The sequence below is a fragment of the Rapidithrix thailandica genome, assembly GCF_039710355.1.
Lineage (GTDB): Bacteria > Bacteroidota > Bacteroidia > Cytophagales > Flammeovirgaceae > Rapidithrix > Rapidithrix thailandica.
On sequence record NZ_JBDKWZ010000005.1, the window covers coordinates 325,783 to 348,898 of the forward strand.

The window sequence follows — 23,116 nt, forward strand, 5'->3', positions numbered from 1 at the left end:
TATGCCCTTGAATGGTATGACTTGCTTGTGTATTTCAAGCACCTATTCCTGTTTCAAAAGAAAGTATCACTTAGATCAATTAAACTTTGTTAAGGGTAGCTATACATAGTATGACTGTAGAACTTGAAAAGCTCAAGTTTTTTAGGTATATTTTCGAAGATATCGTCAGTAGAAATATTCAGTTCTCCATTTCCAAAAAATTAAGCCAGTTTTTATCCTCAACAGATCTTAGCTTACCCGATCACCAAGTGTTTGAAGGGTACGAAGACTTGCCTGATGCCGATTATTTTTTTAGTATTGGAGGAGATGGGACTTTACTGGATTCGGTAACCTATGTGCGGGACAAAGATATCCCTATTTTAGGCATTAATACGGGACGCCTCGGCTTTCTTTCCACTACGCCTAATGACAAAGTAAAAGAAGCGATTGATGCCTTGTTTCATGGCTATTACACCTTAGAAGAGCGCTCTTTGATTCAAGTAGAATCCAATGAAAATATTTTTAACGGATTGAATTTCGGGCTGAATGAATTTACAATTCTGAAAAGGGATTCCTCTTCCATGATTGTGGTGCATACTTTTTTGGACGGAGAATATTTGAATTCCTATTGGTCGGATGGCTTGATTGTCGCCACCCCTACCGGCTCTACCGGATATTCATTGAGTGTAGGAGGACCGGTGGTGATTCCCGATTCGAATAATTTTATCATATCACCTGTGAGTCCTCATAACTTGAATGTCAGACCTTTAGTGGTATCTGACAACAGTATTATTTCTTTTGAAATAGAAGGAAGAAGCAGGAACTTTTTGGTATCTTTAGATTCCAGATCTAAGAAAGTGGATGCAAGTGCACAAATCGCAGTGCGAAAAGGGGATTTTACGACCAAGTTAGTCAAACTCAACGGAGAAAACTTTTTGAATACACTGCGCTTGAAATTAAATTGGGGCTTGGATATGCGTAATTGATGTGTACTTCTTTGTAAGAAATAAGGTTAATTTAAATAATTAAGTTTTCTCCTTGAGATATTATACAAAAACTAACTTCGTTAGTATAGACTAGAATTCTACAAATTTGTAATCAATTACAAAACATGAAATTACTAAGCTCTTTTATTATACTGGCCTCTTGTATTGTCTTCTTGAGTAGCCAAGTATATGCTCAAAAGCGTAGCAACAGAAAATTAAAGAAACGACTCTACACGTTTACTGCTAAAAAGAAATATTTAAGTATTGGAGGCTCAATCAATGCGATGAACTACTTTGGGGACATTGTTCCTAAAACCTCTGCCGGTAGCACTGATATCCAGTTTACCCGGCCGCAATTTACCGTTTATGGGCAAAAACGCCTCCACCCGAATATTACGGCCCGTGTAGGCCTCTCATGGGGGCGCCTGATTGCCGAAGATTTTGGCACGGCCGATCCTTCCGATACGGAAAATGGTATCTTCCGCTATCAACGAAACTTATCTTTCCGGAACGATATCGTGGAATTGTCAGCCATTGCAATGTGGGATTTGTTTGGGAATTACGGTGTTTTCTATCGAAGACCTAAAAAACCGATCCCTTATGTATTTGCGGGGGTAGCCGGTTTTTATCATAACCCGAAAGGCAAGGCACCAGAAACAACAATTGATGGTGAGCCTTTAGAAGAAGCAGGTAAATGGGTCGCCTTGCAACCCTTGAAAACCAATGGAGAAAAATATTCGCGTTTTGCTTTTGCCATACCGGCCGGAGTAGGAGTCCGGGTACGGGTAAGCCCTTATATTGACATTGCCGCGGAAATCGGATACCGCTTCACTTTTACCGATTACCTGGATGATGTCAGTGGCGTGTATTTGGATAAACAAGTATTCGGCGATGATAATTTGGCCAAGGCCATGCATGATCGTTCTTGGGAGCCTACCAGTGGCTTGAAAGGTGAAACCCGACCTGCGGAGTATGTTCCCGGTTTGATTTCCTTAAATGATGGTACTGATAATATGTATACTCGGAATTCTGTTCCCGGGGCCGTAAGGGGAAAACCTGATAACGATGCCTATCTGATTACAGGTTTTCATTTTATCTACCTCTTCCAAGGAGCCTTGAAGACGCCTAAGACCGGATTCCGGTAGGCGTTAAAATTTGCACTCTTTTTGCTGTCTGTTTACCTTTGATAACTAAACTAAACAGACAGCATTTTTTAAATGAGATACATTAAGCTATTCTTAAGCGCTTTTTTGCTCCTTTTACTGATACAAACTGCCAATGCGCAACGCTTCGAAGTAGGTGGTGGTTTCGGGGTAATGAATTATAAAGGAGATTTGGCCCCCTCAGTAAATGTCATACATTCCCGTCCCAGTGCTAATTTGCTCTTACGCTATAATTTTAACCCTTATCTAAGTTGGCGTAACTCCCTCGTTTTTGGTTTTTTGACCGCTGAAGACCGCAATTCTTCTGACCCCTATCTGAAACGAAGAAACTTTACCTTTACAGGAGGAACGGTCGGATTGCACAGTATGATAGAATATCATTTTTTCGACCTTTGGGAAAATCGCAAATTTTTAAACTTTAGCCCCTTTATTTCCGCTGGCTTAGCTTTTAATTCTTTTAATTCGAAGCTGAAATACGGAAGTGATGATCGGAGAAACGAAGAGTTTGCGGTGAGTATTCCTTTAGGGATAGGTATTCGGAAAGCCCTGGATTTAAATTGGAGTATTGGCTTGGAGTTGATTACGTATAAGACGTTTACGGACAATGTGGATGGCTTAGGTGAAATCGAAAACGCTACTAAATTTCAAAAAGGAAATCCGAATGATAATGATACCGTCTATCATTTCGGTGTGACCATTTCGTACCGTTTTGTAGATATCAAATGCCCTAAGCCTATTGCCGATCGATACAGATAACGTTGTATACAATTAATTTGTATGTAGACTTTGCTCCTTTGATACTAAAATATCTCAGTTTAGAGCTCTTTGCATAGGGTTATTGACGGTTCGGCAGTTAGTGGTCCGGTCACTCAAAATGCTGCATTGAGGTGTCTGAAACGGAAATTTTTACCACCATAAGGATGAAGTTTAAACATGCTCCAAATAAAAAACCGGTTGATCTGCAGATCAACCGGTTTTTTATTTGATGGATATGAAACAATCCGGTTACTCTTCAATATCCAAACTGAATGAGTAGAATGTCGGATCGAGTTGCAAATTGCCAGAAGTATAATCCTGTACAAATTTTAGAACTACCTCTTCATTTATTTCAGGAACATGCAGACAGGCATCCAGAGATACATTCGGAAGGTCGATGTCATCCACATCTACAAACTCTTTTACTTCAAATTCTTCGTCTTCTGCTAATTCTTGGATGGCTTGGTCCAACATTTCAACATGCTCGCCCTCTTCTGCCTCAAAATCTTTTCCCTCAAACTCAGGTCTTAGTTCCAGAACGGCATCCTTAGCGGCTTCTTCCAGGTTGGCAAAGTATTCCATCTCTAATGGATACAAAAAGGCATCAAAAACGACTTCTTTGTTTTGGTGTTTTCCAATAAAGTAAAACCGGGCACAGTCGTCTTCTATCGCATTGTCATCATGCAATAGGTAAGGACGGTTCTGTTGACTTAATAAAGCTCTTAATTCTTCGACAGAATAGCTCATAATTTTTTTGATTTATACATCAAACATCAAACAATTTAGGGCATTACTGTCTCAACACCATGAACGATGATTCATCATATTGGTGGCTTGAACAGGTACGACCCGTTGGTAGGTGCAAATTAAGAAATACTATTGGTATTTTTGATGAAGAAATTTTCCTAAATTAATCGCAGGCTATAGCTTGAGGTATAGGGCTATTTCAAAAAAATGCTTCGACTTCTTGGGAGGATCCTTCCGTAGTTGTTACTTAAGTCAGAAAATATTTTGTACTTTTCGGTAAGAAAGTGATGCAAATTAAATCGCTTCTCAGCGATTTATGGAGGCGTTTTCTGTTCATTAAGGGTTTTTCAGAATTCCATTTTTGAACAGGGAGAATTTCGATAAATTACAATCATGGGGAAACTTGCATTTTGGATTGTACTTTCCCCAAAATAAAGGAAATTGGTAAGAAAAAACTATATTTTAGCTCCCAAATGATCAGAATACTTGAAGCGATCTCGCAGATTATCAAAATAAAAGCAAAACTTTGAAGAATGAAAAAAGCAAAAATTTCAGGGATAGGGTATTATGTGCCGGAAACGGTCGTCACCAATAACGATTTAACGCAACGCATCAATACCACTGATGAATGGATACAGGAGCGTACCGGAATTAAAGAACGGAGATATGTGCAACCTGGCCAACAGAAAAACTTTGAATTGGGAGTAAAAGCGGCCGAAAAAGCCATGGAAATGGCACAGGTAACCGCCAAGGATATAGATTTGATTGTGTATGCTACCTTGAGTCCGGATTACCTGTTTCCTGGCTCTGGTGTTCTTTTGCAACATGCTTTGGGCTGTAAACATGTTGGAGCCATTGATGTAAGGGCACAATGCTCAGGTTTTGTCTATGGGCTTTCTATTGCCGATCAGTACATCAAAACCGGTATGTATGAGAATATCTTGTTAGTGGGCTCCGAAATACATTCTACTGGCTTGGACTTTTCGGATCACGGCAGGCATATTGCAGTGATTTTTGGAGACGGAGCTGGTGCGGCAGTCATCCAACCGGCCAAAGACGGGGAAGAATCAGGTATTTTATCCACGCATTTGCATAGTCAAGGAGAGTTTGCCGAAGAGTTGGCCACGATCGATCCGGGTTGTACCAAAGAAGTCCGTTTCAAAGATGAAATGGTTCAACCGGGGGGCAGCTTTTATCCGGTAATGAATGGCCAATTTGTGTTTAAAAATGCGATCCTTCGCTTTGAGGAAGTGATTAATGAAGCCCTGGAGGCAAATGGATTAGGCATACAAGACATTGATTTATTGGTGCCCCACCAAGCCAACCTCCGTATTTCGCAAATGATCCAAAAGAAGCTGGCTTTGCCTAATGAAAAAGTGATGAATACGATTCAAAAATACGGAAATACGACTGCAGCTTCTATCCCGATTAGTTTGTCGGAAGCCTATCAGGCAGGGAGAGTCAAGCCGGGAGATCTGGTTTGTTTGGCGGCTTTTGGCAGTGGCTTCACCTGGGCCAGTGCTTTGGTAAGGTGGTAAATAAATTGCTGTGATATTAAAGGATGTGGGCTCTTGGCTTTCACATCCTGCTTGTTGTATTTAAATAGATAGTTATGAGCCTGGTTGTTAGCTCGCTGATTAAAGAGTTTGGAACACAAAAAGCCGTTGATGATATTTCATTTGAAGCCCAAGCGGGAGAAATTCTGGGTTTTTTAGGCCCTAATGGAGCCGGAAAGTCTACTACCATGAAAATCGCCACTTGTTACCTGACACCCACCAGCGGTAAAGTAACGGTATGCGGACATTCGGTGGAAAAAGAACCCATTGAGGTGCGCAAAAACGTAGGGTATTTGCCAGAACACAATCCTTTGTACTTGGATATGTATGTGCACGAGTACTTGCAATTCATTGCTTCCGTTCATAAAATTAAAGGAAAAAAGCAACGTGAACGGGTAGGGGAGATGATTGAACTGGTAGGCTTGACCCGCGAGCAAAACAAAAAAATAGGAGCGCTCTCCAAGGGATACCGGCAACGGGTAGGTTTGGCTCAGGCCTTGATTCACGATCCTAAAGTACTCATCCTGGACGAACCGACTACCGGCTTAGACCCCAATCAAATAGTGGAGATTCGCAATGTGATCAAGCAGATTAGTCAGGACAAGACCGTGATCTTCTCTACACATATTATGCAGGAAGTGCAAGCCCTTTGCGACCGGGTGGTCATCATCAATTTGGGAAAAATTGTTGCCAATAGTGATGTCGCCTCCCTGAAAGCCAATCAAAAGGAAACAAAAATCCATTTGGAATTTGAAACTACGGTGAATCCCGATGCTTTTAAAACCTTGGAAGGGATCACCCGTATAGAAAAACTCGGCGATTTGACCTATGAGTTAACTTCAACGGCTGTAAAGGACATCCGGGGAGATATTTTTCGGTTGGCTGCCCAACAGGGAATGGTGATAGTCGGAATGCAAAAAGAGGAGTCTTCTTTGGAAAATGTATTCCATCAACTTACTTTAAATCCTACAAATTCAGAGTAAACTTCAACCATTTTGACCTTGGGTGTGTCCTTTAACAGAGCCAGTATAACTTGGCACAGCTTGCCTGGAAGTTTTTTGATGTATAGGTAATTTTCTCAGGGATTGTTATCAGCGCCTTGTGGTACTTCATGACCCTTGGTGAGGAGGCAACCTGAAAAGGAAAGCTGTTTTTTTATTTAGAACTAAACCAAAAGAACATTATGAAAAGGACAATCAGTGTGTTTACCCTTTTAATGCTTAGTTTATTGACCATCTCTTCACTACAAGCTCAGCAATTGGAAGTAAGAGGGCAAGGAGAACTCAAAGCAAAACCGGATGTGGCAGTACTACACATGCAGTTGAAGGTGGTAGATATGGATTTTAATGCCGTGATGAATAATCTGAATAAAAAAGTAAATCAGATCACAAAGCATTTGGTAAAAGCGGGTTTTTCAAAAGAACAGTTGAAAACCTCTATGTACCAGATTTCGGAAAATACGCTTTGGCGCAACGGTACCCGTATTGACAGTGGTTATGTGGGAACTCAAAACTTAATGGTGGAAGTTTCTACGGAAGAAGCGGAATTGACAAAAGCGATCAATACCTTATCCGAAAGCCCCGTGGATTCCAGAATTAGTTTTTCATTTAAATTATCCGATGAAAAACAAAAAACAGTACAGGCGGAAGTAATTCGTTTGGCCATCCGGGATGCAAAGTCTAAAGCCGAATTAATTGCGGATGAAAGCGGTTTGAAATTAGTGATGGTAAAAGACATCAAATACGGATCTTCTAACATCCATCCACCCGTTCCTATGCGAATGGAAAATTTTAAAGTGAGTGCGGACGGTGCCGCAGCACAATTTCAAGTACAGGATTTTAATATCCAAGATGAAATATTAGTTGTTTGGCAACTGCAAAATAAATAAATTGAAAAAGCCCCTGCACAGGGGCTTTTTTGTTTATGAAGTGGTTTACACGTATAGTTTTTGACCGAAAATGAAATCAAAATCGGCTCATCAAGGCACTTTTTGAAGAGAAAAGCTATTGTTGAAAAAAGGAACACAGAGGAGGCCTTTTTGAAACATTTTTCAGGAAAAAGCAAAAGTTTAATTTGCTTCTATATAAATAAAGTATCGATATCCTTATAACTATTCAAAACGCGGACAATTTCAATTCCCTTGGCTTGGGGCAAATAGTACAAACGGTAATTTCCCACCGGAGCACTTTGTAATGCCGGATGTAACGGATCCCGGGACCTGCCCAGTTCGGGGTTTTGAGCCAGTAGTTTTACTTTGTCATCAAAATGATGAATGAATTGATCGGCTTCTTGGGGGTTGTTCCGGGCGATATCTTCCCATATTTCAAACAGGTCGGAGGAAGCTTGTTGTGTTTGGGTGACGGTGTTCATGATTCAGGTCGGTTGATATGGTAAAATTCTTTGTGTGCTTTCGCGAAAAATTCATCTGCATTCCAGGCTTTTCCCTTTCCGCTTTGTAATCCTTGGTCAATCTCCTTTCGCAAACTGTCAAAACGCAAGTCTCTGATTTTGTTGCGTTCTTCCAGGAGTTGCAGCCCTTCCCGGATGATTTCGCTGGCAGAATGGTACTGCCCGGAGGCTAACATTGATTCGATAAATTTTTCACATTGTTTACTTAAAGACACATACATAAGTCGCTTCTTTTTATAGGTGAAAAGTCCCACGAGTGTTTCATGGCTTTGGGTTTATTTCTCACAACAAAATCTACCCGTTTTTGTGTCTCATTGCGGTAAGAATTTTTAGGATAAGCATTCCTCCCCGGCTTTCCTTATCTTTGTAGTTCAGTTTATCCGGAAGTCTTGTTTTCTGGAGGACTGAATGTATTTCCTGAATCCTTATCCAAGTGTTCTATGCCTGTAATTCGTAATTCTACATATAAGCCTCCTGCCCTGCTTAAAAATAAGCATTTGCAAACGATCTATCCATTCTTGTTCAGAAAAGTCAAAGGGATTTCTTACCAACGGGAGCGTATTGAAACCAAAGACGGAGATTTTTTGGATTTGGATTGGACCCAAGGCCCTGAGAGTGATCGCTTGGTTGTGGTTTTACACGGTTTGGAATCCAGTTCGGAAGCGGGGTATGTCATGGGTATGATCAAAGCTTTTCAGCGAAGAGGCTGGGCCGGACTGGCGGTAAACTACCGGGGGTGCAGTGGTGAACCCAATCGCTTATTGCGTTCCTATCATAGTGGAGAAACGGATGATGTACGCACTATTTTGTCGCATGTATTGGAGAAAGATCGCTATAAGGAAATAGCCTTGGTGGGTTTTAGCTTAGGGGGGAATATTTTATTAAAATACTTGGGAGAACAAGCAACCCGCCTTCCCAAAGAATTTCAAGGAGCTGTGGCCATCTCAACTCCCTGCGATTTGCATAAAGCGGCTTTTCACCTCAGTAAAACATCCAATCAAATTTATTTAAGGCGTTTTTTGAAATCCCTAAAAAAGAAAGCCCAAGAAAAAGAAGGCCTGGCTCCTGAAACGCTTTCGCTACAGGCCATTCACCAAGCCCGGGATTTTGTCACCTTTGACAACCTGTTTACGGCTCCGGTACATGGCTTTGAAAGTGCGATTGATTATTGGACCAAATGTTCCAGCAAACAGTATTGTCCGTCCATCCAGCTACCTACATTGTTGATCAATGCTCAGGATGACCCCTTTTTGCCAAGGGAATGCTTTCCTTTGGAAGAAGCGGAAAAGAGCAAACACTTTCACCTGGAAGTTCCGCGGTATGGTGGGCACGTAGGGTTTGTAACTTATAATGATGAGGGGGAATACTGGAATGAAACCCGCACCTTGGATTTTATTCTAAGTGCCTGATATACTCCTCTGCCAGGCAGTGTTCCGATACAATTGAATAAGCATATGAACCAACTTACAATGCCGGAGAATTGGCCCATTGGCTTTGTTGTCATTGCAGTTTCCATGGCAATGGCCTATCTCGGTAAAAAACTCGATTTATTGGGTGCTTTAGTCGGAGGGGGAATTGCTTTGTGTATTTTTATGGGAGTAGGTTTTAAAGGACTCTTTTTCCTCTTTGTTTTTTTTGTGTTGGGTACAGGTGCTTCTCATTGGAAGTTTAAAGAAAAGGAAAAATTACAAGTTGCCGAAAAAAACAAAGGCAGGCGTTCGGTGGCTAATGCTTTGGCCAATGGTGGTGTAGCGGCAACTTGCGGTTTGTTGGCTTGGCTGTTTCCCATGCATCAAGAGCTTTTTACAGGAATGATTGCTGCAGCCTTTGCTTCCGCCACAGCCGATACCCTTTCCTCCGAGCTAGGCAATTTGTATGGCTCCCGCTATGTCAATATTCTTTCTTTTCGTCCGGATCAGCGTGGACTCGATGGGGTGATCAGCCTGGAAGGAACCGTATTAGGTACTTTTGGAAGCGCCCTGCTCGCATTGAGCTATGGCTTTTTGTATCAGTGGAGCAATATGGTAGTCTTTGTTTTCTTGGCAGGTGTCATTGGCAATTTTATGGACTCTTATTTAGGGGCCACTTTACAGCGCAATGGCTATTTGAATAATCATACGGTAAATCTGGCCAACACCTTGGCGGCCGTATTATTTGTCTGGCTTTGTCTATAGATAAGTAACAGTTGAACCCTTTAGGCTTTTCGTTGTAATCGATCTGTTTTTCTTATTTTTATCTTCTCAAACCAAATAGTCTATGAAAGCACTTTCCTTACTTTGTTCTCTATTTCTTATCCTGCTATCCTGCAATTCTTCAACCTCCTCAGAAAAGTTAATAGGTGCTTGGAAATTGATCGGTTATCAGGAGTTTGGCATTGAAAAACCTTATGAAGAAATATGGATTGATTTTAATGCTGATGGTACCTGCCAGTTGATTGAAGAGGGAAATAGAACCAAGGCTACTTGGACACTGGACGAAGAAAGGTTCTTGCTGACCATAGACGGAGCAAAGTTTTCCGGAAACAAACCATGGTACATACAATTGGATAACCGAAGGTTTGCATTGAAATACAAGAAAGAAGCCAGTTATTACTTTCATGAAATTGAGCGCTTGCCGGATGATCAAACATTGGCAAGAAGAAAAAAAGAAGCTTTAATAGGAACCTGGGAAATTGAAAAGGTACACTTGGACAATTCCGATGCGCTTTCCAAACAGGAAATGTTGAAAGGGCGATGGATTAAATTGAAATCCAACGGCTCGTTCATCAGTGGTTCGGGTACGCAAGCCATTAATGCTGGAAAATGGAAGTTTGATGATAAAACGGATAGTCTTGCCATTCATGGTAATATGAACGGAGGTACCCGTATCCGTTGGAAAGTAAAATTGGCCAAACCTCATTACCTTTACCTTTCCGGAAGCTCACAGTTTCAGACTACAGATGTGATGTTGACCTGTAAAAGAAGTGATGGGAAATAAAATTCAAATAACTTAAAAAAACATAAAGCCCGCTGTGTTTAAGAGCATGTTTAAACTTCGTTGCAGGGGCCACCCTTTTGAAGGATGAGGCTTAAACATGCTCTAAAATAAGCACAACAAGGTTTTTATAACGTTTGTATTATTTTGTAGATAAGGCTTGACATCCTAAGGTCATATTGTACGGAACCTGCCAATAGGCAGAAAAATCGAAACAGTCACTTAACCTGAAGTCTTTACGGAACCAAAGTCCAGGTCATTGAAAAAGAGAATTTTATCCAGGCGGATGGTCAATCCGTTTTCCAAGACTAAAAACTCCTCTCCATCGTCTATCTCGATGGTTTTAATCCGGTCATACACGGTTTCCTGCCCATTGTGTTCATTCATGAATACAATTTTGCAGGGATGTTTTTTTACTGCTGCTGCTTCCAGGTAATCATAATGGCCACAGTTAATAGGCCGGTAGTGAAGTGGATTGTCCATATGTTTTCCGTTTTTCTTTTCAAACAGTTGCTTTATACGTAAGGTTTCCTTCTTTTACAGAATCTTTTCCGGAGAGTTTTTTTGTTGAAATTAATTGAGGAATAGAGAAAAAAACAAGAGCCTTATTAAGGAATCCTCTTCAAAATAACTATACTTTACAATCCCAAAACCGTAGCTACGAATGATAAAATGAAACCAAAAAACCATACAAAACTTCTTCAACGGCTTTATGAGGAGTACCAAGCAAAATCTCCGCAGTCAGCGGCATTACACCAACAGGCCTCGAAGTATATGATTGACGGGGGGAGCCACACCTTGCGATTGACAGAACCCTTTCCTCCTAAAATTGTTCAGGCACAAGGAGCTTGGCTTAAAGATGCCGATGGGCACCGGATTTTGGATTTCTGGCAAGGACATTATACGAACTTGCTAGGGCATAATCCCGAAGTGGTTACTCAAAAGCTTGCCGAGGTGTTCAGCCAACGTTGGGGCTTACAATCCGGGTTTACGGATGAATATCAGATTGCAGCTTCCGAAATTATTTGTCGACAAACGGGCAGTGAACGTATCCGGTTTACTACCAGTGGAGGCAATGCGACTACTGCCGCAATCAATATGGCCAAGGCATATACCGGCCGGCCATATGTGATGAAAGTGGCCGGAGGCTGGCATGGAGCAAATCCGATGGCGATGAAGGCGGTGGCTTTGGAGAAAGGCTTTCAGGAGCTGGAAAGTTTGAAACCGCCTACCGATAATACCATCATCACAGGTTTTAATAATAGCGAGTTGATGGAAGCTCAGTTCGAACGCTATGGAGAACAGATTGCCTGTTTTATCCTGGAACCGGTAATAGGGGCCGGAGGGATGATGCCCTCCCGGAAAGACTTTCTTCAAAAAGCCCGTCAACTCACAGAAAAATTCGGCTCCGTATTAATCTTTGACGAAGTAATTTCGTGTTTTCGTTTCCGGGCGGGAGATGTCGGGGCTCTGTACAACATAAAGCCGGATTTGATTACCTTGGGAAAGGTGATTGGAGGAGGCATGCCTGTAGCGGCTGTAGCCGGAAAAGAAAAAATTATGCGGCTGTGCGGAAAAAACGGACCGGTTAAATTCTCCGGAGGCACCTATGCGGCTCACCCTGCTTCTATGGTTGCTTCCTGTACCTTTCTCAACCATTTGGTGGAACACCAAGACCAGCTCTACCCCCGGTTGGAGGAGGGCAGCCGTACCCTTCGCAAACTGGTGAAAAAAACCTTTCAGCATGTAGGAATTGATGTCCGCTTTGCCGGAGATCAACGGGAAGAGTTGCCTGGAAATTCGTTGCATATGTTGCTATTTCCGTATCAAAAAGAGTTGCCTTTGGATACCCCGGAAGAGGTGTTAAACCCAGAGGTGTGTGATATTGTCTTAAGTGAGCAAGTTTTCCATTTGGCGATGTTGTTGGAAAATGTCAAAACCGTACATGGTTTGGGTGCAACGGTGCTGGCACATGGAGAAAATGAATTATTGTTTTTGGAAAGTGCCTGTCAAAAAGTAGCCGAGCGATTTAAAAAAGAACTGTAATCCATTGGGCAAAGAGGTAGCGGATGAATATTCATTATGCTACCTCTCTGAATTATTCTTTGTCGACATCGGGATTCATAAAATCAGAATCTTTGGTATCCACCGAACTGTCTCCTCCTAAAAACTTCAAGGGAATGATTTTTTTGATAAAGGGCAGTTTACCGTCCTCAGCCTTGTCATATTCCTTTTGGGCTTCCTTTAAGGACTTTTGCCACATAGGAGCAAATCCTACAGCCGCTTCTGACATAATGTCTACGGCACGTTGGTAGATATGAAGGTTGATAACTTCCCGTCTTCCGGGTTTTTGTGCCAGCGATTGATTGGAGATACGTAGATTTTCGTTTTCCTTTTTTAACAACTCAATCTCTTCCCGCTTTTTGTTGGTCGCTTCCGCATCTATGTCCATCTTTTGATGTAGGTGGTTTTTCAGGCTTTTAATTTCCTTTCTTAGAGTACTTCGTTTCAATGACTCTCTGAAATATACAATGACTGTAATGACAAGCCCCACGATTAAGCCGATGGCAAATGCTTCGATTTGTTGTACTTCCATACGTTTGCTTTGTTTAGTATCAAGCTAAGGTAGTGGAATTTCTGTGGATTTGAAAAAACATGCTCTTAAGCTTCCAAGTAAAACCAAGTACTTCTATTTATAAAACAGAACTAACGGCTAAAACATTAAGCATCTCTTCACCGCTTTTTAAAATTTCTTTAAAAAAATCACTTCTATTCGAACCAATTTTTATCGGGTGTAGTTGTAGAAAAATATCAAAATACTATCATTTTAACATACTAACATATGAAAATTACTTCATTAATTATTTTCAATAAACAATGTGTTTTGTTGATAAAAATGTAAATATTATAGTTTTTTGTTAAAATTTATATAAAAAACACCCTTAGGTATTGCAAAGAATATAAAGGCTTTTTACTTTTGCTTCGAATCGAAATTAAATAACCTCAAGAAAATCTCATGATAATAAGCAATTCTTTAACCGAACGCCAAGTAGCTGCACGCAGATGTGCTTGCTGGTTCTGGTGTTGTCCTTACATGCGTTAGAGGAAGGCTTATTGTATCCACACATTTCTATCATATCCTATTGATATTTCTTCTTTAAGTAGATTATAAGATACAATCAAGTTCTTCTCTGGTAAACGTATGAGAAGGACTTTTTTTATTGTATTCATTTTTAAATACACCAAGCCATGTTAAGTTTCAGAACTGAATTAGAAAATCCGGTTGTAGAGAAAGACATCATTGATTTAGAGAAAAAAATACTGTCGTTCAAAAACGGTACAGTAGACGAAGAAAAATTCAGAAGCCTGCGTTTGGCCCGGGGAATCTACGGACAACGTCAGCCTGGTGTACAAATGATCCGTATCAAGATTCCATATGGACGGCTGACAACCAAGCAATTACGAAAGATATCAGATATTTCCGATGAATATTCTACCGGTAAGCTTCATGCGACTACCCGTCAGGATATTCAGATCCACCATGTAAGCCTGGACAAAACCCCTGAACTTTGGGCGAAGCTGGAGGAAGATAAAATTACCTTGAGAGAGGCCTGCGGTAACACCGTACGTAATGTGACTGCTTCTGCCAAAGCAGGGATTGATCCGAAGGAGGCTTTTGACGTATCCCCTTATGCACACGCCACATTTGAGTACTTTTTGAGGAACCCGATTTGCCAGGAAATGGGGCGTAAATTCAAAATCGCTTTTTCTTCCAGTGAAGAGGACTCGGCTTTTGCTTTTATCCACGATGTAGGGGTAATTCCTCAGGTGAAAATTGAAAACGGAGAGGAAGTAAGAGGTTTTAAAGTGTATGTAGGTGGCGGTCTGGGAGCAAATCCTTGGTTGGCTGAAAAAGCATATGATTTCCTTCCTGAGGATGAATTGATTCCGTTTATGGAAGCCCTTATCAGAGTGTTTGACCGCCATGGAGAACGGACAAGGAGAATGAAAGCCCGTCTGAAATTCTTATTGAGAGACATTGGCCTGGAGGAATTGTTGAGATTAGTGGAAGCCGAAAAACCTGCTTTGAAAAGCAGTATTTATAAAGTAGATCGCAATTTGGTACCGGAAATAGCCCCTTCTGAAGCAAAGGAGATTGCTCCTGTAGAAATTGCAGATCAAAAACGCTATCAAACCTGGTTGGATACGAACGTATTCGAGCAAAAACAAAAAGATTTTTATGGGGTGTTCGTACGGGTGCCTTTAGGTGACTTTAGTACGAAAACGGCCAGAGCGTTAGCAGAGTTGGTAGACCAATATGCCGGAGACGATATTCGCGTAACGGTAAATCAAGGGTATTTGCTCCGCTTTGTCCGGAAAGAAGCTTTGGCTGCTCTTTACACAGGCCTGGACCGGTTAGGCCTTGCCAAACCCGGGTTTGACAGTACAGCCGATATCACCGCTTGCCCCGGTACGGACACTTGTAATTTGGGAATTGCCAGCAGTACAGGTATTGCGGCTGAATTGGAACGGGTGATTCATGCAGAGTATCCGGACTTAGTAAAAAATAATGATATCAAAATCAAAATCAGCGGTTGCCCTAACTCTTGTGGTCAGCACGGAATTGCTAGCGTTGGTTTTCACGGAAGCTCTTTGAAATACGAAGGCAACATCATGCCTGCCTTGCAAGTGTTGTTGGGAGGCTCGGTGTTGAATGGAGGAGAGGGACGGATTGCAGAAAAAGTGATCAAAGTACCTAGTAAAAGAGGACCGGAGGTGTTGCGTTGGGTATTGCAAAACTACGAAGACAACCGCCAGGAAGGAGAGTACTTTAGCGATTACTATGTGCGCCAAGGCAAGATCTATTTTTACGACCTGTTGAAACCGTTGGCGGTATTGGAAGATATCGAACCTGGTTACTTTCAGGATTGGGGTAGCGAACACAAATTTGCCTTGCACAAAGCCGTAGGAGAGTGTGCCGGTGTGATCATCGACTTGGTACAAACACTACTGTTTGAGTCCGATGAGAAATTCGAACTGGCTGAGCAAAACTTACATACAGGGGCTTATGCCGATGCGATATACCATGCTTATGCGGTGTATGTAAATAGTGCCAAAGCGCTTTTACTGGATAAAAAGACCCGGACCAACAACCAGGTGAGTATCTTAAAAGCCTTCGATACACACTATGTGGAAACGGGTGAATTCATCTTTGACGGTAGCTTCGAAGAGCATGTATTAAAGATCAATAAAAATGAGCCAAGCCGGGCATTTGCTCAAGCGTATGTAGCGGAAGCTAAGGCGTATTTGCAAACGGTAAGAGCTTATCGTGAAAAACAAGTGAAGCAAGAGAAAGAGCAATTACCTGTAGCATAAGTCAGTGCGACAGTTTGCCAAAATAATATAACTTGACAGACGGATGAATTACGCAAAACAACCTCGATTAACCTTAGTGGGTGCCGGCCCGGGCGATCCGGAATTGATTACTTTGAAGGCGGTAAACGCCTTGAAAGAAGCGGATGTAGTGCTATACGATGCTTTGGTGAATACCAGTTTGCTGACGTATGCCAAAGAAGGGACTGAAATGGTCTATGTTGGAAAAAGGGCCGGGATGCACAGTTTTTCGCAGGAGCGTATCAACCAACTGATTGTGGAATATGCCTTTTCCCATGGACATGTCGTCCGTCTGAAAGGTGGCGATCCCTTTGTCTTTGGCCGGGGGCAAGAAGAAATTGCCCATGCGGAGGCTTATGGAGTACCTTCTTCCGTAGTACCGGGCATTAGCAGTGCTTTGGCCGTGCCGGCTTCTCAAAAAATCCCGTTGACGGCAAGAGGGGTAAACGAGAGTTTTTGGGTGGTGACCGGAACGACCAAATCCGGAAAGCTGTCCAAAGATTTGCCTTTGGCCGCGCAGTCTTCGGCTACGGTAGTCATTTTGATGGGGACGAAAAAGCTGAAAGAAATTACCGAAGTGTTCCGTATCTATCGCGATGACGATACCCCCATAGCCATTATTCAAAATGGTACTTTGGAAAATGAACGGATAGGCTTGGGTACTTTGGATACCATTGTGGAAGTTGCGGAAGAATTGAAATTAGGTGCTCCGGCCATCATTTTGGTGGGAGAGGTGGTACATACACATCCTGATTTTGCCATGACTTGGGAGAACATCCAGGCACAGACAGGCATTGGAATCAATGGCATTACATCGGCAAACAGTTAAACAAACAAAAACCATGAATACCTTATTTCCCATATTCGTCAAGTTAGAGCAACTGAACCTCCTTTTGGTAGGAGGGGGGAATGTAGGTTTGGAAAAACTGAGTGCCTTGTTGCGCAATGCTCCCAAAGCCCGTGTGACCTTGGTGGCCGAGAAAATCAGTGAAGAAGTGCGTGCGCTGGCCGGGCAACACGCCACTGTGGAATTGCTGGAAAGAAAGTACCAAGTAGAAGATTTGGAGAATAAGCAATTGGTGATTCTGGCTACGGACGATCCGGAATTGCACAAAGCCATTAAAAAGCAAACGGAAGCCAAAGGAATTTTAACCAATGTGGCGGATACGCCAGACTTGTGCGACTTTTATCTGGGTTCTATTGTGCAGAAAGGTGATTTGAAAATTGCCATTTCAACCAATGGAAAATCCCCTACACTGGCGAAGCGCTTGCGTGAATTATTGACGGAGATCATCCCGGAAAACGTACAGGATTTATTAGACAATTTACAAGAATTTCGAAATACCTTAAAAGGAGACTTTCAGAAGAAAGTGGAAGCTTTAAATAACTTAACCAAAGAATTCATCAACCGATAAACCTGATTAAACAATGATTACTAAAACAGAAACTAAAGAGACGACTATTGAACCGGCATCCTCCGAAACACAAGATTCCCGTACCTGGGATTTGGATGCACTAAACGAAAAGTACTTAAAATTGACTCCTCAGCAACGGATTGCCGAATTATACAATGATTTTGATAAAGTATTGTTAACTTCTTCTTTCGGCACTACGTCTGCCTTGCTTTTGCATATGTTTTACAGCCAGGGGGTTAAAGAAAAGGTGCACTTTATCGATACGACCTATCACTTTAAAGAAACCTTAAAATACAGAGACAGCCTCCGGGAGTTGATGGGTTTGCAAATAGAAGATGTGAAACCTGAAAGGTGGAAGAATGAATTAACTTATAAAAGCGAACTGTGGCGTAAAGATCAGAATTTGTGCTGCTCCATCAACAAGGTAGAGCCTTTGGAAACGATTAAAAAAGACTTCCAGGTATGGGTATCCGGGCTAATGGGTTGGCAAAACGACCACCGCCAAAGTCTTAAAGTATTTGAGGAAAAGAATGGCATCATTAAATTTTATCCTCTGATCGATCTGGAAGAAAAAGAAGCGGAGTCTTATTTCGAAACCCATGATTTACCGGTACATCCTCTCAAACCATTAGGGTACGAATCCATAGGATGTAAACATTGTACCATTAAAGGTGCCAAGCGACAAGGCCGATGGGCCGATTCTCGCAAAACCGAATGCGGTTTGCACACTTAAGATACCAGACAGTCAAATTACTCAAAAAAGATTAACGATTACTTATCCATAAATAAAGTTCAAATCTGCAATGCTATGAGCCTGTCTAAGTTTTGTTTTCTAATTGAAAAAGAATAAAATTTGACAGGCTCTAAAAGAAATTAAAAGTCGTCAATGAAGAATCTGTTCTGTTTAGAGGCAAGAATATAGAAGTCTTCATAGTTTAATTGGTGTTATGAATAACAATTTGTTAAGTTTATCAGGAATGGGCGTAGCCGTTGGCTACGCTTATTTTTTTGTTTGTTAAATACTTGTTAAGCCCTCTTTTTTGCATATTGCTTGTCTACATTTGAGCATGCAATGGTTGCGGACTCATATCGCCTTGGGCTTGGTTTTTATGTACTCTTTCAATGTATTGGTAAACCTACTGCCTGTACTGTTGGAGGAGGTGGCCTCCGTTCACTTCGAAAAGCGATGTGTCCGTTCGGAAATGCAAAAACAATTGGCTGTTGAAAGCGCTTGGGAAGACACCACCATTCAGGTGGATCTTGAGAATTGGTTGCAAAGCATCACCTTGATCCTTTGTAATCTCAAAGACTTACAAAAAGCCGTGAATGCCATAGCCCCTTTTGTTTTTGCAAAACAACCTTTGATAAAATCCCTCTATTTACACGGTCTTACCCCTCTGGCCTTCCGGGAAATTGTCCCTCCCCCTCCGAAGTTTTGAGTTGAAAAATGAAGAAGCATCACGCAGGATAACAGACTTGCACAAGTAATTGCTTGGCAAAACTGTAAGCCTATGATGCCTTTCTTAAACTGCTTTCCCTTTTTTATTTCAATTCAAAAACAGACGTTTAAAAATGAAAATATCCTCTTTTAGTGCTGACAAAGCAGGTACTTTGTTGACCCCTTTGCGTTGGGTAATTGGCTGGACGTATTTTTCAGCTTTGTGGAGACGCTTGATCTTGGCCGATAAACTGGACCCTGAGGCCATGGGGTATATTGGTGAAAAATTCAACCACTTTTTGCCCAATGCCTTGTTTATCAAACCCATTATCGAATACCTGCTCACACATCCTGATTTGTTATGGATCAATATGGTTGTATTTACCATTATTGAAGGAATTGTCGGTCTGGCTGTGATTTTTGGCTTTGCTTCCCGCCTCATGGGTTTGGCTGTTACAGGCTTGGCACTAGGCATATTGTTGGGGGCCGGCTGGTTGGGCTCCACTTGCCTGGACGAATGGCAGATTGGGGTATTGGGAATTGTGGCTGGCTTTGCAATATTTTTGGGAGGTGGCGGTCATTACTCCCTGGACCGGAAGTTGGCGGAACATTTTCCGGACTTGGCAAATCAGCGGTGGTTTCGGTTGTGTTTTTCAGGAGATGTGAGTCAACTTTTTCCGACAATCAAGTTTCAGTGGCTTGTTCTATTATTATCAGCAGCAGGTTTATTCATTACATTATTTACCAATCAAGTATTTCACGGAGGTCTCTGGGGAACCCTGCACAATAAATCGGTACGACCGCATTTGACCCTTTCCGGTTTACAGTATGCGAAAGGTCAAGTGCAGTTTACTGTTATCAGAGACGAAGGGATTGATGTATACGGAAGCTTTGTCATTGGTATGGAAATAACCGATCAGGAAGGGCAACAAGTCGCTTATTATGATCAACAAGCTTTAAGCGGTTTTGCTACAAGTGATATTGCCAATTATTATATCGCGAAAATCAAACCTTCGGCCCATAGCCTGGTCGTACCCTTGGGAGCGAAAGCGGATATAGTTTTGCGGCATCCGGAACTGAAGGCCTTACCCAAAGGAACCTACACCTTAAAACTATTGGATATCAGCGGAGCTTCCTGGACGGAAAAGTTTATTGTTGATTAATGGAATTTTGTTGAGGAATTTGTAATGAAATCTTAACAGGTAACTGCCATTCCACTACTTCGCTTTATAAAGTATGTGGAATGGCATTTATGGTGAAAACCTTTGGTTCTTGCTAAAAGGAGAAACTTTTGTCTAAATACAACCCTAAAGTGACCATCCATTCGAAGCGGTGTGATTGCGGGCCGTCTTGGTAAAAAACTTCCAGGGCATCTTTGGCCTTGATGTACCGTCCTTCCAAGCGCAGAAAGCTGCTTTCGGAAGGTTTGTATTCATTACTGAATGTAATGCCATAGGCTTCAAAGCCTCTTTCATTTCCATTTTTATCGCTCAGGGTTCCACTGATAAATCCATCCGGGTCGCTGAAGATTTCACCCCGCAGGGTAATTCCATATACAGGGCTGAATTTATAATTGAGAGTGGTCAATACATTGTACATTACGGCCTCTTCTTCCGGATGATCTAAACCGGAATGACTTTGAATTCCCATATCTGCCCCGGTAAGCCAGGTAAAAGCCTCTGTAGGTTGGTATTGGAAATACAGGTTTTGATACACGCGGAACTGTTTGGGCTTGATGCCGTCTTCCGATTCCCTGCCTAGCAAATTGGAGTAGCTAAGGGTAAACTTGGAAGTAGGAGAGTAGGAAAACAATACTCCAACGGACTTTGCATTATTTTTATCTAAAAAGAAGTTATAGCCACTCACTACATGAAATTGAAAAGCAATCTTTTCGGAACCTTCATAGGAAAGGCGAGCCCCACTTTGGAAAAAGGGTTCGTTGTACGTGGCGATGGTGGTGGAACTGGTGAAGTTGTTTTTGGGTAAAAAGCTTTCCGTACCGATATGGGTGGTAAAAAAGCCTCCGTCAACCCACCAACCTTTTCCCAAGCGTACACCTGCATTGGCCTCTTGTATGACGGGAAATTCCGATGACCAAGTGGCCTGCGCAATATCTCCATAGTGCAAGGTGACAGTTCCCCGGATGTTTTTCTCCTCATAGTTTGCGGTGATTTGGGCAGCATTTAAGCCAAAGCGTTTGCTCCGGGGAGACACCGTGGAATACAACTGGAATTCATTGGCTCCTAATGAGTCGGAAAAGTCACTATAATATACATCCACATAGCCGGACAAGGTGAGTTTTTTATTCTTTTCTTGGGAGTCCTGAGCAAAGAGAGATAAAGAAAACATCAAATTGCTTAGTAAACAGAATAGGGTAAAGGTGAATTTCATGGGGTTTTGTCGCTTCTCAAAATGTTAAAAAAATCAGAACGGAGAGCCGTGCCTTCGGTTCTTACCAAGATAATGGTGTACTTTTCAATACGCCATGAATGGCTATGTATTGAGGAGTACTGGATATTGGTAGGAAAAGAGGAGCTGAAAGCCGGGTGATATTCTTCCGGCTGTTTAGCTCCTCTCTGGAAAAGAAATCCGTCATCCGAGTGTGTAATGGGTCGCGACCCTCTAGCTGACCACTTGTTCTACTTCTTCTTCTTTGCCTTTTGGAAGTTTTGCCCGGGTTAACAAGATCAGCCCCAAAATAAAAAAAGCACTCATGGCCACCAGACTGTTGCGCATATTGGTGAGTTGGTCTACAAAGCCAAAGGTTAATGTTCCGATCACAATGGCTAACTTCTCGGTAATATCATAAAAGCTAAAGAAAGATGCCGTATCAGGGTGATCGTTGGGGATCATCTTGGAATAGGTAGAACGTGACATCGACTGTACCCCACCCATGACTAAACCGAGAAATCCGGCTAATATATAGAAATGTGTTTCACTGGTAAGCATGGAGCCGAGCAAACAAACCAGAATCCAAATAACCAAAGTGATGCTGATGGAAAATTTGTTGCCCTTCTTATCGGATATTTTGGCAAATAAGATGGCTCCTACAATGGCGACCAGCTGTAAAATAAGTACCGTCAGGATCAAACTATCGCCTTCCATGCCTACTTCGGACTGGCCAAACAAAGGAGCCAGTAACATAACCGTTTGCACGCCCATGCTGTAAAGGAAAAAGGCTAGCAAAAAACGGATCATGGCTTGTTTGGATTGGATTTGCCCAAAGACTTTCTTCAATTCTTTAAAGCCTTTGCCAAAGACTTCCGAACTGACCTTGTGGCCGGTGGGTTTGTCTTTCAAAAAGTAGAAACCAATTTGGGCGAAGCCCATCCACCAGACCCCCACCATCAAAAAGGAGATTTTGGTAGCGGCAGTTTTATCTGCAAAGCCGAAGGTCTCGAATTGTGTGATCATCACCAGGTTGACCAACAGTAACACCACACTTCCGATATAGCCCATCGAAAAGCCCCGGGCACTGATGCGGTCCATTTGATCTTGTGTACTGATTTCCGGTAGGAAGGCATTGTAAAAAACCAGCGAACCCGCATAGCCGATACTGGCTAACACTGAACAGAGCAGGCCGTATTCCACATTTTCACCGGTAAAAAAATACAAAGACATACAGGAGAGACTGCCCAGGTAAGTGAAGAATTTCATAAATCGTTTTTTCTTTCCGCTGTAATCGGCAATGCCCGAAAGAATGGGGGAGAGAAATACGATGACCATGAAAGAAAAGGAAATGGCATAGGAATAAATGACGGTATTTTTCACTTCCCAACCAAAAAAAGGTATAATCCCATCATCACCGAAGATGGCCTCTGTACTGGCGCCATAGTAAACGGGAAAAATGGTGGAAGTGATAATGAGGTTATAAACCGAGTTGGCCCAGTCATAAGAGCACCAGGCGTTGACAAGCTTCGGATGGTTTTTCGGTAATAATTTTTCAGTCATCGGTTAATAGTTATCAGCGGGATGGCCTTTTCGGCAGAGAGAAAAAATCTCTGTCAGTAGGGCTTGTTCGGGTTCCTTTGCCTCCTCTCTTCTTTCCGTTCTACTATCCTTTCCGGAAAACCATGCCGCAATTTGAGTTAATTAATCTACCCCTGTAAATTATCCAATTCTCATCTCCTGACAAAGTTTTGGGTTTTAATTAAAAAAAAATTTTTCAATTGGCCTTTTGGAAGGTAGCTTTACGGATTTAATGCTGAAAATCCATGGGCATCAACAAAAAGTTATACCTATCGTCATAGGATTGTATGATTTTTTTAAGAACTAGTTGTAATTAAAAAAAAACGCTTGT

General features: G+C 42.0%; 23 protein-coding genes. 16 read left to right on the forward strand and 7 right to left on the reverse strand.

What is annotated here, in order from left to right:
- Positions 1 to 86 precede the first annotated feature (86 nt).
- From AAG747_RS10880 to porG, 3 genes are all read left to right on the forward strand, one after another.
- Positions 87 to 965 (forward strand): NAD kinase, encoded by an 879-nt coding sequence (locus AAG747_RS10880; RefSeq protein ID WP_346821194.1) that lies wholly within the window; start codon positions 87 to 89, stop codon positions 963 to 965.
- A gap of 125 nt (positions 966 to 1,090) precedes the next feature.
- Complete coding sequence (locus AAG747_RS10885) at positions 1,091 to 2,110, forward strand: DUF6089 family protein (protein ID WP_346821195.1); 1,020 nt, start codon at positions 1,091 to 1,093, stop codon at positions 2,108 to 2,110.
- 72 nt (positions 2,111 to 2,182) lie between these two features.
- Positions 2,183 to 2,884: a type IX secretion system protein PorG gene (gene porG / locus AAG747_RS10890; RefSeq protein ID WP_346821196.1), complete on the forward strand. Its 702-nt coding sequence runs from the start codon at positions 2,183 to 2,185 to the stop codon at positions 2,882 to 2,884.
- Between the two features lie 249 nt (positions 2,885 to 3,133).
- Here the strand turns inward: porG and AAG747_RS10895 are convergent, their stop codons facing one another.
- Positions 3,134 to 3,631, reverse strand: coding sequence for a hypothetical protein (locus AAG747_RS10895; RefSeq protein WP_346821197.1), 498 nt, complete (start codon positions 3,629 to 3,631; stop codon positions 3,134 to 3,136).
- A 533-nt stretch (positions 3,632 to 4,164) separates the two neighbouring features.
- On the opposite strand from AAG747_RS10895, the gene AAG747_RS10900 reads away from it, so the two are divergent.
- From AAG747_RS10900 to AAG747_RS10910, 3 genes are all read left to right on the forward strand, one after another.
- The gene (locus tag AAG747_RS10900; RefSeq protein ID WP_346821198.1) at positions 4,165 to 5,169 is read left to right on the forward strand and encodes a 3-oxoacyl-ACP synthase III family protein; all 1,005 of its coding nucleotides are present in this window, start codon (positions 4,165 to 4,167) and stop codon (positions 5,167 to 5,169) included.
- A gap of 74 nt (positions 5,170 to 5,243) precedes the next feature.
- Entirely contained in the window at positions 5,244 to 6,170 is a 927-nt protein-coding gene (gldA, locus tag AAG747_RS10905) for a gliding motility-associated ABC transporter ATP-binding subunit GldA (protein ID WP_346821199.1), read from the forward strand.
- 200 nt (positions 6,171 to 6,370) lie between these two features.
- Positions 6,371 to 7,075, forward strand: coding sequence for an SIMPL domain-containing protein (locus AAG747_RS10910; protein ID WP_346821200.1), 705 nt, complete (start codon positions 6,371 to 6,373; stop codon positions 7,073 to 7,075).
- Positions 7,076 to 7,266: 191 nt separating this feature from the next.
- On the opposite strand, the gene AAG747_RS10915 is transcribed toward AAG747_RS10910, so the two are convergent.
- Together AAG747_RS10915 and AAG747_RS10920 are read right to left on the reverse strand one after the other, a co-directional pair.
- Positions 7,267 to 7,557, reverse strand: coding sequence for a type II toxin-antitoxin system RelE/ParE family toxin (locus AAG747_RS10915; RefSeq protein WP_346821201.1), 291 nt, complete (start codon positions 7,555 to 7,557; stop codon positions 7,267 to 7,269).
- Positions 7,554 to 7,817 (reverse strand): type II toxin-antitoxin system ParD family antitoxin, encoded by a 264-nt coding sequence (locus AAG747_RS10920; RefSeq protein WP_346821202.1) that lies wholly within the window; start codon positions 7,815 to 7,817, stop codon positions 7,554 to 7,556. Before AAG747_RS10920 ends, AAG747_RS10915 begins: the two co-directional genes overlap by 4 nt.
- A gap of 219 nt (positions 7,818 to 8,036) precedes the next feature.
- Here AAG747_RS10920 and AAG747_RS10925 point away from each other — a divergent pair, with 219 nt between their 5' ends.
- The 3 genes from AAG747_RS10925 to AAG747_RS10935 all read left to right on the forward strand — a co-directional run bounded on the left by AAG747_RS10925 (position 8,037) and on the right by AAG747_RS10935 (position 10,572).
- Positions 8,037 to 9,005: a YheT family hydrolase gene (locus tag AAG747_RS10925; RefSeq protein ID WP_346821203.1), complete on the forward strand. Its 969-nt coding sequence runs from the start codon at positions 8,037 to 8,039 to the stop codon at positions 9,003 to 9,005.
- A gap of 45 nt (positions 9,006 to 9,050) precedes the next feature.
- Positions 9,051 to 9,770, forward strand: coding sequence for a DUF92 domain-containing protein (locus tag AAG747_RS10930; protein ID WP_346821204.1), 720 nt, complete (start codon positions 9,051 to 9,053; stop codon positions 9,768 to 9,770).
- A gap of 82 nt (positions 9,771 to 9,852) precedes the next feature.
- The gene (locus AAG747_RS10935; RefSeq protein WP_346821205.1) at positions 9,853 to 10,572 is read left to right on the forward strand and encodes a hypothetical protein; all 720 of its coding nucleotides are present in this window, start codon (positions 9,853 to 9,855) and stop codon (positions 10,570 to 10,572) included.
- 219 nt (positions 10,573 to 10,791) lie between these two features.
- On the opposite strand, the gene AAG747_RS10940 is transcribed toward AAG747_RS10935, so the two are convergent.
- Positions 10,792 to 11,052, reverse strand: coding sequence for a Rho-binding antiterminator (locus tag AAG747_RS10940; RefSeq protein ID WP_346821206.1), 261 nt, complete (start codon positions 11,050 to 11,052; stop codon positions 10,792 to 10,794).
- Between the two features lie 189 nt (positions 11,053 to 11,241).
- On the opposite strand from AAG747_RS10940, the gene AAG747_RS10945 reads away from it, so the two are divergent.
- Positions 11,242 to 12,615: an aminotransferase class III-fold pyridoxal phosphate-dependent enzyme gene (locus tag AAG747_RS10945; RefSeq protein ID WP_346821207.1), complete on the forward strand. Its 1,374-nt coding sequence runs from the start codon at positions 11,242 to 11,244 to the stop codon at positions 12,613 to 12,615.
- A gap of 52 nt (positions 12,616 to 12,667) precedes the next feature.
- Here AAG747_RS10945 and AAG747_RS10950 read toward each other — a convergent pair whose 3' ends face one another.
- Positions 12,668 to 13,165: a LapA family protein gene (locus AAG747_RS10950; RefSeq protein WP_346821208.1), complete on the reverse strand. Its 498-nt coding sequence runs from the start codon at positions 13,163 to 13,165 to the stop codon at positions 12,668 to 12,670.
- Positions 13,166 to 13,818: 653 nt separating this feature from the next.
- Here AAG747_RS10950 and AAG747_RS10955 point away from each other — a divergent pair.
- From AAG747_RS10955 to AAG747_RS10980, 6 genes are all read left to right on the forward strand, one after another.
- Positions 13,819 to 15,945 carry a HEPN domain-containing protein gene (locus AAG747_RS10955; protein ID WP_346821209.1) on the forward strand — a complete coding sequence of 709 codons (2,127 nt, stop codon included), beginning with the start codon at positions 13,819 to 13,821 and terminating at the stop codon, positions 15,943 to 15,945.
- 43 nt (positions 15,946 to 15,988) lie between these two features.
- Positions 15,989 to 16,792 (forward strand): uroporphyrinogen-III C-methyltransferase, encoded by an 804-nt coding sequence (gene cobA, locus AAG747_RS10960; RefSeq protein WP_346821210.1) that lies wholly within the window; start codon positions 15,989 to 15,991, stop codon positions 16,790 to 16,792.
- A 13-nt stretch (positions 16,793 to 16,805) separates the two neighbouring features.
- The gene (locus tag AAG747_RS10965; RefSeq protein WP_346821211.1) at positions 16,806 to 17,378 is read left to right on the forward strand and encodes a precorrin-2 dehydrogenase/sirohydrochlorin ferrochelatase family protein; all 573 of its coding nucleotides are present in this window, start codon (positions 16,806 to 16,808) and stop codon (positions 17,376 to 17,378) included.
- 13 nt (positions 17,379 to 17,391) lie between these two features.
- Entirely contained in the window at positions 17,392 to 18,111 is a 720-nt protein-coding gene (locus AAG747_RS10970) for a phosphoadenylyl-sulfate reductase (protein WP_346821212.1), read from the forward strand.
- A 334-nt stretch (positions 18,112 to 18,445) separates the two neighbouring features.
- Positions 18,446 to 18,817 carry a hypothetical protein gene (locus AAG747_RS10975; protein WP_346821213.1) on the forward strand — a complete coding sequence of 124 codons (372 nt, stop codon included), beginning with the start codon at positions 18,446 to 18,448 and terminating at the stop codon, positions 18,815 to 18,817.
- A gap of 133 nt (positions 18,818 to 18,950) precedes the next feature.
- Positions 18,951 to 19,979 carry a TQO small subunit DoxD gene (locus AAG747_RS10980; RefSeq protein ID WP_346821214.1) on the forward strand — a complete coding sequence of 343 codons (1,029 nt, stop codon included), beginning with the start codon at positions 18,951 to 18,953 and terminating at the stop codon, positions 19,977 to 19,979.
- Between the two features lie 112 nt (positions 19,980 to 20,091).
- On the opposite strand, the gene AAG747_RS10985 is transcribed toward AAG747_RS10980, so the two are convergent.
- Positions 20,092 to 21,207 carry an outer membrane beta-barrel protein gene (locus tag AAG747_RS10985; protein WP_346821215.1) on the reverse strand — a complete coding sequence of 372 codons (1,116 nt, stop codon included), beginning with the start codon at positions 21,205 to 21,207 and terminating at the stop codon, positions 20,092 to 20,094.
- A 231-nt stretch (positions 21,208 to 21,438) separates the two neighbouring features.
- Entirely contained in the window at positions 21,439 to 22,767 is a 1,329-nt protein-coding gene (locus tag AAG747_RS10990) for an MFS transporter (RefSeq protein WP_346821216.1), read from the reverse strand.
- Positions 22,768 to 23,116: the final 349 nt, after the last annotated feature.

Excerpts from the sequence above, each read along its gene's own strand:
- AAG747_RS10885 (WP_346821195.1), top strand. The coding sequence starts at position 1,091 with ATGAAATTACTAAGCTCTTTTATTATACTGGCCTCTTGTATTGTCTTC.
- porG (WP_346821196.1), top strand. The coding sequence starts at position 2,183 with ATGAGATACATTAAGCTATTCTTAAGCGCTTTTTTGCTCCTTTTACTG.
- AAG747_RS10895 (WP_346821197.1), bottom strand. The coding sequence starts at position 3,631 with ATGAGCTATTCTGTCGAAGAATTAAGAGCTTTATTAAGTCAACAGAAC.
- AAG747_RS10900 (WP_346821198.1), top strand. The coding sequence starts at position 4,165 with ATGAAAAAAGCAAAAATTTCAGGGATAGGGTATTATGTGCCGGAAACG.
- gldA (WP_346821199.1), top strand. The coding sequence starts at position 5,244 with ATGAGCCTGGTTGTTAGCTCGCTGATTAAAGAGTTTGGAACACAAAAA.
- AAG747_RS10910 (WP_346821200.1), top strand. The coding sequence starts at position 6,371 with ATGAAAAGGACAATCAGTGTGTTTACCCTTTTAATGCTTAGTTTATTG.
- AAG747_RS10915 (WP_346821201.1), bottom strand. The coding sequence starts at position 7,557 with ATGAACACCGTCACCCAAACACAACAAGCTTCCTCCGACCTGTTTGAA.
- AAG747_RS10920 (WP_346821202.1), bottom strand. The coding sequence starts at position 7,817 with ATGTATGTGTCTTTAAGTAAACAATGTGAAAAATTTATCGAATCAATG.
- AAG747_RS10925 (WP_346821203.1), top strand. The coding sequence starts at position 8,037 with ATGCCTGTAATTCGTAATTCTACATATAAGCCTCCTGCCCTGCTTAAA.
- AAG747_RS10930 (WP_346821204.1), top strand. The coding sequence starts at position 9,051 with ATGAACCAACTTACAATGCCGGAGAATTGGCCCATTGGCTTTGTTGTC.
- AAG747_RS10935 (WP_346821205.1), top strand. The coding sequence starts at position 9,853 with ATGAAAGCACTTTCCTTACTTTGTTCTCTATTTCTTATCCTGCTATCC.
- AAG747_RS10940 (WP_346821206.1), bottom strand. The coding sequence starts at position 11,052 with ATGGACAATCCACTTCACTACCGGCCTATTAACTGTGGCCATTATGAT.
- AAG747_RS10945 (WP_346821207.1), top strand. The coding sequence starts at position 11,242 with ATGAAACCAAAAAACCATACAAAACTTCTTCAACGGCTTTATGAGGAG.
- AAG747_RS10950 (WP_346821208.1), bottom strand. The coding sequence starts at position 13,165 with ATGGAAGTACAACAAATCGAAGCATTTGCCATCGGCTTAATCGTGGGG.
- AAG747_RS10955 (WP_346821209.1), top strand. The coding sequence starts at position 13,819 with ATGTTAAGTTTCAGAACTGAATTAGAAAATCCGGTTGTAGAGAAAGAC.
- cobA (WP_346821210.1), top strand. The coding sequence starts at position 15,989 with ATGAATTACGCAAAACAACCTCGATTAACCTTAGTGGGTGCCGGCCCG.
- AAG747_RS10965 (WP_346821211.1), top strand. The coding sequence starts at position 16,806 with ATGAATACCTTATTTCCCATATTCGTCAAGTTAGAGCAACTGAACCTC.
- AAG747_RS10970 (WP_346821212.1), top strand. The coding sequence starts at position 17,392 with ATGATTACTAAAACAGAAACTAAAGAGACGACTATTGAACCGGCATCC.
- AAG747_RS10975 (WP_346821213.1), top strand. The coding sequence starts at position 18,446 with ATGCAATGGTTGCGGACTCATATCGCCTTGGGCTTGGTTTTTATGTAC.
- AAG747_RS10980 (WP_346821214.1), top strand. The coding sequence starts at position 18,951 with ATGAAAATATCCTCTTTTAGTGCTGACAAAGCAGGTACTTTGTTGACC.
- AAG747_RS10985 (WP_346821215.1), bottom strand. The coding sequence starts at position 21,207 with ATGAAATTCACCTTTACCCTATTCTGTTTACTAAGCAATTTGATGTTT.
- AAG747_RS10990 (WP_346821216.1), bottom strand. The coding sequence starts at position 22,767 with ATGACTGAAAAATTATTACCGAAAAACCATCCGAAGCTTGTCAACGCC.